The organism is Edaphobacter modestus, assembly GCF_004217555.1.
Taxonomy (GTDB): domain Bacteria; phylum Acidobacteriota; class Terriglobia; order Terriglobales; family Acidobacteriaceae; genus Edaphobacter; species Edaphobacter modestus.
The window spans coordinates 2,902,927-2,916,060 of the sequence record NZ_SHKW01000001.1 but is presented as its reverse complement, the minus strand read 5'-3'; the positions used below and the strand labels follow the sequence as shown (position 1 = coordinate 2,916,060).

Genomic DNA, 13,134 nt, shown 5'->3' with positions numbered 1-13,134 from the left:
TATGACGGTGACAGCACAGCACAACAAGCCGGCGATTCACAATGCAATGTGGCCCGGACTCGTAGGCAAGGGTCCGGACTCGGAACCGCCGATCGATCTCGATACCATGCTGGACCTGACGGCGGGTGCCGAGGTGGACGGCGTAAAGTTCGACGGGGTGGATCTGTTTGCCTCGCTGCCGCATATCGACATCGACTCGACGAAAGACGATCTTACGCGTGTTGCAGAGGGAATCTCCGGGCGCAACCTGGTCGTTGGCTCGCTGGTCGCGCCGGTGTGGCCACCGACGGGTGGTGGCTCTGCGATGGGCTCCGAGGAAGAGCGGGCGAGATTTCTCACTCAGGTGAGAAAGACCTGCGCGATGGCAAAGACGTTTCGTGAACTTGGTATCCGGCGATATGGTGTCATCCGGATCGATTCGGCTACAGGCCCGGCGGAGTGGGCGAAAGACCCCGCCGGCAGTACGAAGAAGATCGCCGAGACGTTTCGCGAGGCGGCGACGATTGCCGAAGGATACGGCGAGCGACTCGCGGCAGAGGGAGAGATCTGCTGGGGAGGCATGCATGGCTGGAGACATATGCTTGAACTCCTGGAGCAGGTAGACCGTCCGCAGACCGTGGGCTTTCAGGCAGACATGGCGCACTCCCTGCTGTACACGCTGGGGTATAACGCTCCCGAAGATCGGTTGCTACCCGAAGGCTTCGACTGGATGGATCAGAATGTTTTGATGGCCGCTCTGACGAAGCTGACCGATGCGCTTCGGCCGTGGACCGTCGACTTCCATGTCGCGCAGAACGATGGAACGGTTCATGGAACGGGCTCACACGACAAGACGGGCCGGCATTGTCCAGCGAACGATCCGAACGGGAAGATGGATATCGTCAAGGTGGCCGGTCTGTGGATGAGAGAGAAAGACGGGACGCCGACGCGGGCTTTTGAGCATATCTGCTGGGACGGCTGCATGTTCCCGAACAAGACGATGACATCGCCGGATACGTGGCGCGATGTCCTGGGAACACTGATCTCGGTTCGCAACGCACATGGGTGGGATTAGGCCAATGGCAAAGAAGGCACTCAACGTAGGTTTAGTCGGATACGGCTTTATGGGCCGGACTCATTCGAACGCCTTTCTGCAGGCGCCGCGATTTTTCGATCTTCCGTATCAGCCTGTACTGAAGGCGGTGTGCGCGCGGAATGCGGATCGTGTAAAGGGCTTCGCTGAGAACTGGGGGTACCAATCGATTGAGACGGACTGGCGTGCGCTGGTTCAACGGAGCGATATCGACCTGATCGACATTGCCAGCCCGAACGATACCCACGCCGAGATTGCGGTGGCAGCGGCGAAGGCAGGGAAGATGGTTCTCTGCGAAAAGCCTCTGGGGCGGACGGCAGCGGAAGGAAAGACGATGGTGGACGCCGTCGAGTCGGCGAAGAGCCCCAACATGGTCTGGTACAACTACCGCCGTGTTCCGGCGCTGGCGTTGCTGAAGGATCTGCTGGAGGAAGGGCGCTTCGGTCGAATCTTCCACTATCGCTCGCAGTTTCTGCAGGACTGGACTATCTCAGAGGATCTTCCGCAGGGCGGCGAGGGCTTGTGGCGGCTTGATTCTTCGGTCGCGGGCAGCGGTGTCACCGGTGATCTGCTGGCACACAACATCGACATGGCGCTTTGGCTGAATGGCTCCCTTACGGAAGTCGCGGCGATGACGGAGACCTTCATCAAGGAGCGGAAGCATAGCCTGACCAACAAGGTTGAGCCTGTAGGCATCGATGATGCGAGCTCTTTTATCGGGCGCTTTCAAAATGGTTCGATGGCTTTGTTCGAAGCCACGCGGTATGCCCGCGGACACAAGGCGCTCTTCACGCTGGAGATCAATGGAGAGCGGGCCTCGGCGCGATGGGACCTGCACGATCTGCACCGGCTGGAGTTCTTCGATCATCGCGATGAGAGCAGGCTGCGGGGATGGAAGAGCATTCACATCACCGATGGAGACCACCCCTACATGAAGCAGTGGTGGGTTCCGGGGCTGCAGATCGGGTACGAGCATACGTTTATCCACCAGGTTGCTGATTTTCTCCAGGCCGTCGGAGAGAAGCGCGAAGCCGCGCCGACCTTCAAGGAAGGACTGGCGGTGGATTATGTTACGGATGCTGTTTTGAAGTCAGCGAAGACGAAGCAGTGGGAGACGATTCCACTCGTCTGATCCCAGGGGTTTCGTTTTCAAGGAGAACACTATGTTGAGCCGAACCGGAGCGCGGTTGTTTGCGCCAGCGATGCTAACCCTCACCTCTCTTGCAGCACTTGGTGTTTCGAGTGTCGGTGGCCAACAGCCTGCGCCACCTGCGGCGGGTGGAAGCCGCTTTGTGCAGCCCGAACCGATCGACTTCAACGATCACAAAGGGTGGACGCAGATCTTCGATGGCAAGAGCCTGGCGGGGTGGGATGGTCCCTCCGAGGTATGGCATGTGGAAGATGGCGCGATTGTAGGCGTATCGAGTGACGCGCATCCCTCCGGAACGACAAACATCATCTGGCGAGGCGGAGAGGTGGGGAACTTCAGGCTGCGGGTGGAGATGAAGCTGGAAGGGAAGGGAGCCAATGGCGGCATCCAGTACCGCAGCGAAAGCATTGCGCCCCAACCGCACCAGCCTTCGCCTGAGCGTCTCGCCCAGATGACCGACGAGCAGAAGCAAAGAATGAAGAAGAGTGAAGCACTGTTGCAGCAGCACGCGAAGTGGAATCTGACCGGGTACCAGGGCGACTTCGATTACAACAATCGCTACACCGGCCAGCTTTATGAGCAGGACAGCCCTCGCGGGATTATTGCGTGGCGCGGCCAGGTGGTGGCTACCGAACCTGGTGTAAAGCCTCGCCTGCTGGCGACACTGGGAAGCTCCGACGAGCTGAAGGCGTATATCAAGCCGGGCGAATGGAACCAGGTGGAGATTATCGCCGATGGCCACACGCTGACCCACATCGTGAACGGGCACGTGATGGCAGTCCTGGTGGACACGGATCCGAAGTTCTACAGGGCGAAGGGGCTGCTTGCTTTAGAGATCGAGGGAGGCGGCGACCTGAAGATCTCTCATCGCAACATCTGGCTGAAGAAACTGCCGTAAACGGCGGCTGCTGGGACATGAAATACTCACGGTTGCTGATTTGCATTTCGAAAGCACGCCGGCCGTGCGTGGAAGGTGTGCCGCAACCAGGAGAGTAGCGATGCCATCATGGAATTCGCGTGAAGAACTGCTGGGTCAGGTAGGACGGCTGTCGCAGGTGGGAGGGATCTCGCCCTTTGTTCATGCGGATGGCAAAGCGAAGGGAACCGGCACACTGCGGGTCCGCACGGCACGAGGCCTCGAGTTCTGGGTGGTCCCTGATAAAGGGATGGACATTTATGAAGCTAGCTACCAGGGGCGCTCGTTATGCTGGCATTCGCCTACAGGAATGGTGCATCCGTCGTACTTCTCCAGCCGCGGCCTTGAGTGGCTGAAGGGATTCACTGGCGGACTTCTGACCACATGCGGGCTGGCAGCAGCAGGTGCCCCTTCGCGGGATGAGGGCGAAGACCTGGGTCTGCATGGCTCCATCTCGAATACGCCTGCGGAGAACGTCAGTTGGTCGGAGACCTGGGAGAAGGATGATTGCATCCTCCAGGTTTCGGGCAGCGTGCGGGAGACTTCAGTCCACGGGCCGAACCTGGTCTTGCAGCGAACCGTCACGACTTCCTTGAACCGTGCATCGTTCGCGATCCATGATGTCGTCGAAAACCAGGGAGTGAGGACGACGCCTCTGATGGTTCTCTACCACTTCAACTTCGGCTACCCGTTGCTTACTCCAAAGGCAAGGGTCTATGCACCTTCGAAGAAGGTCGAGCCCATCGATGATTTTTCGGCCGCAAGCGTGAACGAGTGGGACCTCTTCGATTCTCCGCGGATGGGACAGGGAGAGAGAGTCTATTTTCACGAGATGGAGAGCGGCACAGCGGATCGAGTGACCGTGGTGCTGGTGAGCGATGGGAACGACCCGAGCTTTGGTGTCGAGCTGAGTTACGATCCGACGACATTGCCGAAGTTCAATCAGTGGAAGATGACGGGCGTCAATCATTTCGTGCTTGGGCTCGAACCCGCGAACTGCAACACGCGGGGAAGAGAGCACGAACGCAAGCAGGGGACGCTCCAGTTTCTGGCTCCGGGAGAGCGGAGAGAGTTCCATCTGGAGATTCGAGTTCTTGAAGATGCGAAGAGCGTAGACGAGGCGATCCAGGCAGCCGGGGCGCGTCCCTGAAGGCGCACTAGAAGTTAAGACGGTCGATATTTGTTTTATCGATGATCATGGGCTTGCCGAGGATGATCTCACTTCCGTGCACATCGAGAGGGCCAAGTCTCCCCGCCTGGATGGAAGTCGCGTCCGCTGCAATTTTCTTCTGGGATGCGAGCCACCCGGCATATACGGTGAGATAGCCGAGGTCTCTCGTGTTCCATAAGACGATGGTCTGGACGACTCCCTTGTGGATGTAAGGGCGGCAGATGGTGGGCAGCGAAAGGCCGATGACGTCTACGTCGCGTCCTGACTGCTGAACGGCTTCGGCTGCTCCAGGAACGGCGGGAGCGGAGATGGCGATAACGAGCTTTACCTCGCGATACACCTTAAGAATATTCTGCGTCTGCGTGAAGGCCTTATCGCGGTCATCGTCGCTTGGCAGCACAGTCATCAGCTTCAACTGCGGATACTTTTCGGCGACCCTGGATTTGATGAAGGCGATCCACTGGTTTTGATTCTCGGCGCTGAGTGCGCCGGTAATGATGGCGAACTGTCCCTTGCCGGAGAGGAGGCGTGCGCCTTCGTCGGTAAGGGTGTTCGCGATGGCTTCGGGCGTGGCCTGGTTGAGGAAGTAGTCCCGTGCATCGGGCTCAGCATCGGCGTCCCAGGTGAGCACGGCGATATGATGCTGACGCGCCTTCCGCAAAACGGTCGAGATGCTGCCTTTGTTCTCCACGGCGACGACGACGGCATCGACTCCGCGCGTGATCCAGCTTTCGACCAGCTCGTTTTGCAGGGAGGCATCGAGACTTGTGGGGCCGTCCCAGATGAGATCGACTCCAAGCTTTTGGGCGGCCTCTTCCGCTCCTGCGCGGGCGCTGAGGAAATACGGATCTCCTTTTGCCTTGGGCATGACGGCAATGACGGGGCGGTGATGTTGCCCTGAAACGCTGGTGCGGGAAGAACGGAGATGATGGATGACCAGGACGACTGCGAAGAGAGTACAGGCGCTCGCTGCGAGGAGAATTGTTTTTCTGTGGCGAAGTGCGTGTTCGGAGAAGGTGCGAATGTTTTCGTGGAGAAGATCGATTGCGACAACAGATATCAGGAGCACTCCCGTGAGGACACCCGTCGCTTCAGAGGGAGCCGCCAGGAGATGCAGGCCATTTTGAAGAACGCAGAGAAAGAGAAGCCCGAGGACCGTTCCGAAGAGATTGCCGCGTCCACCAAAGACCGAGGTTCCGCCGATGACGATGGCAGTGATTGCCTGAAGTTCGAAGCCGGTGCCGAGATCGGATTTAGCCAGCCCAAGATGGGCTACATAGATGATTGCGGCGAGACCGGCGATTGCTCCCGACAGGAGATAGACGAGGGACAGATACCTGCGGACGGGGATGCCGGCGTAGTGTGCACCCTCGGAGTTCAGCCCAATGGCGTAGAGTCCCCGCCCTATGACAGACCGGTGGAGAAGAATGCCGTAGACAAGAATGAAAAAAGCGAAGAGGAAGACCTGGACAGGAATCTTCCAGAGATATCCCTGGCCTAGCAGGAGAAAATCATGCGGATAGCCGGTAAAGCTTTCGGAGGCGCGAGTAATCCCTTCAGCGATTCCTCGATATAAGGAGTAGGTGCCAAGCGTGATGATGAGGGCGGGGAGATGGAGACCGGCAATCAGAACCGCATTGATGGCGCCGCATAAGCAGCCGATCAGCAGAGCCAGTGCGATGGCGAGAAGAATCGGCAGGTGGAGGGTGTGCCATGCCAGGCCAAAGGTCACGGCGACCAGACCGATCGTCGATCCAACGGAGAGATCGATGCCTCCGGTGATCAGGATGGGAGTGAGCGCGATGGCCAGCAGACCCAGCTCAACACTGAAACGCAGGATCTCCAACAGATTCCCCCAGGTGAGGAAGGCCGGCGAGCCCAGGGAAAAGATAACTCCTTCGATGAGGAGCGCTCCGACCAGGATCCATTGCATGCCTGAGAGTTTGAGCTTAGGTCGGAAGAGTGTATTCATTGTCTCTGCTGCGAAGCTGAAGTGTGTCGCCGGCGACGGCAATCAGGATGATGCCACCCTGAATCGCTTTTTCCCAATATGCGTTGATTCCAAGAAATGTGAGAGCAGAACCGATACAACCTAACAAGACAACTCCAAGTACAGTTCCGGTTATTGTCGCGGAACCTCCCGTGATTGCTGCTCCGCCGACTGCGACGGCGGCGATAACTTTCAGCTCGAGCCCCAGGCCGGAGTTGCTGGGAACCTGGTTGAAACGAACGGAATTAAGAACGGCAGCAAGCCCGGTGAATGCGCCGGTCAACAGGAAGACGCTGAAGACAACGCGGCTTGTGTCGATTCCTGCCATATGGGCAGCGGCTTTGTTCGAGCCCGTCGCTATCACGTCCCTGCCTATGCGAAGGTGGTGCAGACCTAAAGCGGTGACGACGGTGATGAAGACAACAATCAATAGGCATAGAACAGTGTAGGTTCGTTGCGATTGTCCGAACCATTGGAACTGGCGTGGGAGACCCTGTATCCATGAGCCCTGCGTATACCAGCGAAGACCGTCGCGGAGCGCGACCATGGTTGCCAGGGTGGCCACGATGGAGGGGATTCGAAGATATGCGATGAGAGCGCCGTTGAGGGCGCCGCAGATCGCGCCGACCGCACAGGCGAAGAAGGCGCAGAGAGGAATGGGGAGGCCCCGGTTGGCGCAGAGTCCCATGACAACGCTGCAGATTGCGAAGATGGAGCCGACGGAGATGTCGATCTGGCCGGTCAGAATCACCATCGTCATGCCAACGGCGATCATCATGACCGGCATGTTTGCCAGAAACAGATCGATGAGATTGGCGCCATTGAAGTAGCCGGTGGTTCGCCACGCCAGCACTAGCATGAGCGCAACGATGGTGAGGAAGACACCGATCTCCCTGGTGCGCATGTTCATTGCTGGAGCGCCTCTCCGCAGAGCGCGTTCGGATGTCCGAAGGCCAGTGCCATGATCTTCGCCTGCGTCGCTTCGCCACGAGTGAGCGTGCCGACGATCGTTCTCCCACGAAACACGGCGATGCGGTCGCACATTCCGAGGATCTCGGGAAGCTCGGAGGAGATCAGAATGACTGCGACCCCCCGCTCGGCCATTTGTACGATCAGCTCGTGAATCTCAGCCTTCGAGCCGACGTCGACACCCTGAGTCGGTTCGTCGAGAATCATGAGTCGAGGATGGATCGCCAGCCATCGTGCGAGCGCGACCTTCTGCTGATTTCCACCGGAGAGAGTGCGCGCGGCGACGGAAGGACCTGACGCTTTGATATGCAGATCGCGAATATAGCTCTGCCCCTGGTCCTCTTCTTTCGACCTCTCGATCAACCCCCGGTGAGACACCTCCCTGAGGTTGGCCATACTGATGTTTTCCGAGATTGCCATCTCCTGAATGAGTCCGTGCTGCCTTCGATCTTCGGGAAGGTAGCCGATGCCCAGGCGTATCGCCTGTGCCGGAGAGGTGATGCGCACCGGTGTCTCGAAGAGCTCAATTGTGGAAGCGGCCGGCGAGAGTCCGAAGAGAGTCCGGGCGACCTCTGTCCGTCCTGAGCCGACGAGGCCGGCGAAGCCAAGAATCTCCCCTCGTTTCACCGCGAAGGATACATTCTGCAAGCCCAGCGCTGGATTGGACAGACCCTCAACCTTGAGCGCAGTCTCGCGAACGGGCACGTCACGCTTGGGAAAGATGGACGCAAGGGAGCGGCCGACCATCAACTCGATGAGATCCCTTCGATCCACGCTCGCAGCCTCTCTGCAGGTGATCGTACTGCCGTCACGCAGCACGGTAATGCGATCTGCGATTGCCTGAATCTCTTCGAGCCGGTGGGATATATAGACGATTCCGACGCCCTCGCCGCGCAGCTGCCGAACCAGCCGGAAGAGGTTCTCGACCTCACGTTCGCCGAGCAAGGCGGTGGGTTCGTCCATGAACAGGATGGTGGCGTTTGAGCCGATGGCCTTGGCGATCTCTACGATCTGCTGCTCGGCCATGCTCAGGGAGGAAGCGAGCCTGCGAGGATCGAGGTTCGTTCCCAGGCGAAGAAGCAGCTCGCGAGCCTGGGAGTAGCGGCTCTTCCAGTTGACTCGCCATGTGGCACTGCTCTCCAAAAACATCGCGATGTTCTCCGCGACGGTCAGATGAGGGAAGAGGAGAGGCTGCTGGTAGATGGCGGCGACTCCAAGCGAGCGTGCATGTTCGGGAGTGTTGCGGGTGACGAGGTGGCCGCGAATCCTCAGCTCGCCTGAGTCAGGACTGAGGGCACCGGTTACGATCCTGGTGAAGGTCGATTTGCCAGCACCGTTCTCTCCGATGAGCGCATGGACCTCGCCCTCGACCAGGTCGAAGGAGACGCCTTTGAGGGCGTGAACTCCGGCAAAACTTTTTGTGATCGAGGCGGCGCGGAGGAGTGTTCTTGTTGTCATGAGCGAGTAGGAGGCCGCGAGATCCGACATCGGTCCGATTCAATGAGACGTCTCACATTAGTGCGGAGGCTGAATCCTTGTCAACGGGTTCGCGCGGCGCGCCGCCTGGGTGGGTTTCCAGAGGCGCTGGCCTGAAGCTGGAAGTTGCTGGAGGATTCACGGACGGTAAGGGTGGCGGGCAGACGAACTCTCTCGCGTCGTCCCTCGTTCTGACCTTTCTCAATCCGATCCAGAAGCACCTCGATTGCCTTGTATCCCATGTCGAAGGTGGGCTGCACGACGGAGGTGATCGCCGGCCGAAAGAAATCTTCGGCAGTGATCTCATCGAAGGTGACGAACGCAAAGTCCCTGGGGGTGCTCAACCCTATGCTATAGAGACTCCTCAAGGCTGCCAGGCCGGTCACTCCATTTGTGGCGAAGAGGGCAGTGGGTCTCCCGCCCGGGCGAAGCATTCCGTTTTGACAGAGCCTGGCAACCTCATCCTGTTCGAAGCTGCCGTTCCAGATAAGGGAACGCTGGAGAGGGATGGAGCTTTTTTGCAGAGCCTGACGATATCCCCGTACTCGCTCCTGCTCGTTACGAAGGGTGAGGGGACCGGTTATGATTGCGATCTCTTTGTGGCCGCAGCTCATCAGGTGCGAGATTGCCATCTCGGCCGCGCCACAGTCATCCACGCATACGGAATCCACGTCAAGATCCACGGGCAGGCGATCGAGACATACCACAGGAAATGCGGAGCTGATCGCGTTCCATCGCTCCGGTGTCAACTCTTCTCCGCTGGCGGTGACCAGCAGCATGCCCTCGATTCTCTGAGCCCGGAGGAGAGCGAACATCTCCGACTCGCGCTCGGGGCTGCCTTCGGAGTCGAGTACGATCAAAAAATATCCGCGCTCCCGCGCCGCGCATTCCGCGCCCCGAATGATCTTGGGAAAGAATGGAATGGTGATGTCGGGAACAACGATTCCGAGCGTGCGGGTTCTGTTTGTCTTCAGGCTGCGAGCAATCAGGTTGGGCTGGTAGTTCAGCACCCGGATTGCCTCAAGAACCTTCTGCCGGGATCGTTCGCTCACACGCGTCGACCCACTGATCACGTTGGAAACAGTGCCTGAAGAAACACCAGCGAGCTTTGCCAGTTCCTTTTGTGTTGGCAGCATAATGGACAAATCCTACATGAAGGCCTGTTCGAGACCGGTCTCGGCAGCTTGACAGAAAGCAATCTTTTTTGGAGCGTCTCAGTCAAACTTAGTCGTCGGCCAGAACTAACTTTGAGTATTCACACCTAACTATAGAGCGGGCGCCACTTAGTACACTTCCGGCCTGGAGAAATCTCTTGACAGTCGTCGGGCCGCCCGCATAGCATCCCCAATTAAAATGAGACGTCTCATTAAAATTTCCCTACCTTCGAGGAGAAACGGCATCCAAAGGGAAGAAGGGCGTCTAAGACTTCAGCCCGTACATCCGGTTGAAGAAATCAGGTGGATCGGAACTCGATTAGCTCCTCAAAATCGCTGACAAATTCATGACAGGTGCAGTTCAATAGAGATCATGGTCAAAAAAGTTAAATCGGCAGGCAATACCTCACGCGCGGTCTGGATCGGAACTCTTGCGTTGGGGGGCGGACTCGTCATCGCGTCTTCGGCGGCGCTCGCTTCGACTGCATTCCAGCAGGGCGCTCAGCCGCAGGCCGCCCAGTCGCAAGCTAAGGGTGAATCGCAATACCCGCAGCTTCCGGAAGGACCTGGAAAGCAGACGCTGGTCCGGGTCTGCAGCAGGTGTCATTCGCCGACCAACGTGATTGCGAACGGGCAGAGTCGACAAGGCTGGGAAGATACCATCACGAAGATGGTGGGCCTTGGCGCTACCGGATCGGATGAGGACTACACCGAGATTCTCGACTACCTCGTTAAGAGTTTTCCGCAGGTGACGTCGAAGATCAATATGAATAAGGCGACGGCGGCCGATATTGAAAAGCAGCTTGGCTTCTCGGCCAAGCAGGCCGAGGATATCGTTGCTTACCGGCAGAAGAACGGCAACTTCAAATCCCTGGAAGATCTCCAGAAGGTACCGCAGATGAACGTGATGGAGATTACCGCGCGAAAGAATCGCATGACGTTCGAGTAGAGGCGAAGGGGCACAAAAGGCGGGACTCCCGATAAGGCTCCTTCGCCCAGATCACCACCCCAGGCGAACCAGCCCCGCGTCTACCAGTTCGGAGCCTTCATCCGGTTCTGACCGTTCCCAACCGCGCAGAAAATGCGCCAGAAAAAAAGCAGGACTCCGACTGGCTCGAAGATCCCAGGCGCAACCAGTGCGCTGATCGGCTCACTCTCGTCCTTGTGCTCGCAGGTCAGCCTGAATCTGCCCTTCGGCAGGTCGATAATTAGAGATCGTGAAGACCTTCGGTTCGGTAATACTCCGCCAGCTTCTGACGAAGCCTTCCCACCTGGATCCGGACGGTTGAGTTTTGCTGGGGATCGTAGGACGCTGGCTTGCCCAGACCTTCAATCGCGACGACATATTCCTTGAGTTGGTCTGCTTCGCCTCCCGCCACTTTTTCAGCGAGGTAGGTCAGCAATTTACGAAGAACTTCTATTGTCAATGATTCCGTCAGAAATCAAGTTTGCGACGTCGGCTGCGCAGGTCGTCACACCACTTGGGCGAGGTGCTCGATTTGCTGAAGGTGATGGAGGTCATGCCCCGCGATGGTCTCGACGATGGTCCACAGGATCATGGTGCCGCGTTCGGGGTGGGTCGTCGGATGGTGACGATCGTCTTCGGTAACCGTTGTAAGGAACTTGAGGTTCCAGTTTCGCGCGGCAGCAAAAAGGTCGAAGGCTGATTTCAGGTCGTAGGAGGCGTAGCGCTTCGCCCAGATGCTCTGGTCGAACGGCTGGATGATATGGTGCCCTTCAGCGAGGGTCTGACGCAGACGAAAGGCGAAGACCATCTCGCAGTCCGCCAGGTGAGCGATGCTCTCGCGGATGCTCCATTTGTCGGGCTCAGGATTGCGGTCGGCCTGGGCCGGCGAGAGAGGATCAATGAGGGCATGGAGCCGCTCGACTGTCGCGGTAATGACCGGGATCGGATCCTGGTCCCCGAGAGACTTCGCGTATGGATTAAGCTCCATGGCCTGACGGTATCACGGAGCGGAACCGATGTCGTCGGCGATGTGTCACAGTATCGTAAGGTTTATGCTTCGTGATGCCATGGGTCATAGGTTCCGATGCTCCAGAGGTGACCTTCGAGATCGCGACAGGTAAAACTCCGACCGCCATAGTCCATGTCGCGGATGTCGAGGACCATCTCGGCACCTGCGTTTTTCGCCGCAGAATAGGTCGCGTCGGCATCGGGGACGAGGAGATAGATGCCGGTGGTCTCGCGAAGACCGATCTCATCGGGCTGCACCATGAGCTTGCCGTACTCGCTGGCTCCGTCGACTGAGCCGAGCATCACCATGCCGCCTTCCCCAAGAGTGAGTTGTGCGTGGGCGACTGTGTTATCGGCGTTGGTGTAAACCGCGTTCTTTTGAAATCCGAAGGCGCGGATGAGCCAGTCGATTGCGGCATGGGCATCGCGATAACGAACACTGGGAATGGCTGTTGAACGGGTCGGCGTCGTCATGGTCTTTTAGGATGCTCTCTCACCGCGATAAGGTATCGTGAAATCGGACCGCCCGCGGAAAACGTCAGGAATCGAATGCGAGAAGGCTCACATGTGTTTGATCCTCCTCGCAATGGATCGAACGCATGGCGCGACGCCGATTGCGTTACCGTGGTCACGTGCTGAGACCCACGACTTGACGGATGTACTGCGGGGCTACCGCCTCCCGCAGCATGAAACCGGCTACATCGGCCCGAGGGATGCTGAAGCCGCCTTTCGGCAGATGACCCGCGACGACACGCGGTTTGCCGGTAGCAGGAGCATCGAGAAGGCGCGGAGGCCGGAGGATGGTCCAGGCAAGATCGGACTGGATCATCTCCTGCTCGCTTTCGCGATGGTCGATCGTGACGTTGCGGAAGAGCGTATTCGACATGACCGAGAAGACAAGCCCCCCTTCCCCGAAGAGGAAGGCCGTGGAGACGTGGATGAAGCGGTCCACTCCGGTCGAGCGCATGGCCTTGACCAGAACGCGGCCGAAGTCGCGTCGCAGGTGGGTGCGGCGCAGCGTGGTAGGGCCGAAGGCGGAGAGGACCGCATCGCTGCCCTCGATGGCGGCGGCCATCTCGTCCGCGTTAAAGAGGTCGCCACCGATGACCCGCAGGCGCGAGCTGGTCTGGGCGACCTTTTTAGGGGCGCGGGCAAAGGCTGTGACCTCGTGGCCCTGTTCGAGGGCGAGAGGAAGAAGGAGGCGGCCGATGCCGCCGGTTACTCCGAGGATCGTGAGTCGCATGTCTGTTTGTCTCCCTTA

13 protein-coding genes are annotated in these 13,134 nt (G+C 58.5%); 5 read left to right on the top strand and 8 right to left on the bottom strand.

Features of this window, described 5'->3' with window-relative positions:
- The first annotated feature begins 1 nt into the window (after position 1).
- From BDD14_RS12225 to BDD14_RS12210, 4 genes are all read left to right on the top strand, one after another.
- Positions 2-1,054: a TIM barrel protein gene (locus tag BDD14_RS12225; protein ID WP_130419049.1), complete on the top strand. Its 1,053-nt coding sequence runs from the start codon at positions 2-4 to the stop codon at positions 1,052-1,054.
- 4 nt (positions 1,055-1,058) lie between these two features.
- Entirely contained in the window at positions 1,059-2,204 is a 1,146-nt protein-coding gene (locus tag BDD14_RS12220) for a Gfo/Idh/MocA family protein (RefSeq protein WP_130419048.1), read from the top strand.
- Between the two features lie 31 nt (positions 2,205-2,235).
- Positions 2,236-3,120 carry a 3-keto-disaccharide hydrolase gene (locus BDD14_RS12215; RefSeq protein ID WP_130419047.1) on the top strand — a complete coding sequence of 295 codons (885 nt, stop codon included), beginning with the start codon at positions 2,236-2,238 and terminating at the stop codon, positions 3,118-3,120.
- Between the two features lie 100 nt (positions 3,121-3,220).
- The gene (locus BDD14_RS12210) at positions 3,221-4,288 is read left to right on the top strand and encodes an aldose 1-epimerase family protein (RefSeq protein ID WP_130419046.1); all 1,068 of its coding nucleotides are present in this window, start codon (positions 3,221-3,223) and stop codon (positions 4,286-4,288) included.
- Between the two features lie 7 nt (positions 4,289-4,295).
- On the opposite strand, the gene BDD14_RS12205 is transcribed toward BDD14_RS12210, so the two are convergent.
- The 4 genes from BDD14_RS12205 to BDD14_RS12190 are packed head-to-tail and all read right to left on the bottom strand — an operon-like array spanning position 4,296 to position 9,880.
- Positions 4,296-6,281, bottom strand: a complete 1,986-nt coding sequence (locus tag BDD14_RS12205; protein ID WP_130419045.1) for a substrate-binding domain-containing protein — start codon at positions 6,279-6,281, stop codon at positions 4,296-4,298.
- The gene (locus tag BDD14_RS12200) at positions 6,259-7,209 is read right to left on the bottom strand and encodes an ABC transporter permease (RefSeq protein ID WP_130419044.1); all 951 of its coding nucleotides are present in this window, start codon (positions 7,207-7,209) and stop codon (positions 6,259-6,261) included. The genes BDD14_RS12205 and BDD14_RS12200 overlap by 23 nt, the downstream gene beginning before the upstream one ends.
- The gene (locus BDD14_RS12195) at positions 7,206-8,756 is read right to left on the bottom strand and encodes a sugar ABC transporter ATP-binding protein (RefSeq protein ID WP_207231726.1); all 1,551 of its coding nucleotides are present in this window, start codon (positions 8,754-8,756) and stop codon (positions 7,206-7,208) included. The genes BDD14_RS12200 and BDD14_RS12195 overlap by 4 nt, the downstream gene beginning before the upstream one ends.
- A 50-nt stretch (positions 8,757-8,806) precedes the next feature.
- Positions 8,807-9,880, bottom strand: coding sequence for a LacI family DNA-binding transcriptional regulator (locus tag BDD14_RS12190; protein WP_130419043.1), 1,074 nt, complete (start codon positions 9,878-9,880; stop codon positions 8,807-8,809).
- 391 nt (positions 9,881-10,271) lie between these two features.
- Between BDD14_RS12190 and BDD14_RS12185 the strand changes: the two genes are divergently transcribed.
- Positions 10,272-10,847 carry a helix-hairpin-helix domain-containing protein gene (locus tag BDD14_RS12185; protein WP_130419042.1) on the top strand — a complete coding sequence of 192 codons (576 nt, stop codon included), beginning with the start codon at positions 10,272-10,274 and terminating at the stop codon, positions 10,845-10,847.
- Positions 10,848-11,106: 259 nt separating this feature from the next.
- Here the strand turns inward: BDD14_RS12185 and BDD14_RS12180 are convergent, their stop codons facing one another.
- From BDD14_RS12180 to BDD14_RS12165, 4 genes are all read right to left on the bottom strand, one after another.
- Positions 11,107-11,301, bottom strand: coding sequence for a hypothetical protein (locus BDD14_RS12180; protein WP_165420042.1), 195 nt, complete (start codon positions 11,299-11,301; stop codon positions 11,107-11,109).
- Positions 11,302-11,370: 69 nt separating this feature from the next.
- Positions 11,371-11,853, bottom strand: a complete 483-nt coding sequence (locus BDD14_RS12175; RefSeq protein WP_130419040.1) for a DinB family protein — start codon at positions 11,851-11,853, stop codon at positions 11,371-11,373.
- Between the two features lie 62 nt (positions 11,854-11,915).
- Positions 11,916-12,347 (bottom strand): VOC family protein, encoded by a 432-nt coding sequence (locus tag BDD14_RS12170; protein ID WP_130419039.1) that lies wholly within the window; start codon positions 12,345-12,347, stop codon positions 11,916-11,918.
- A gap of 154 nt (positions 12,348-12,501) precedes the next feature.
- Positions 12,502-13,116 carry an NAD(P)-dependent oxidoreductase gene (locus tag BDD14_RS12165; RefSeq protein ID WP_130419038.1) on the bottom strand — a complete coding sequence of 205 codons (615 nt, stop codon included), beginning with the start codon at positions 13,114-13,116 and terminating at the stop codon, positions 12,502-12,504.
- Between the last annotated feature and the right edge of the window lie 18 nt (positions 13,117-13,134).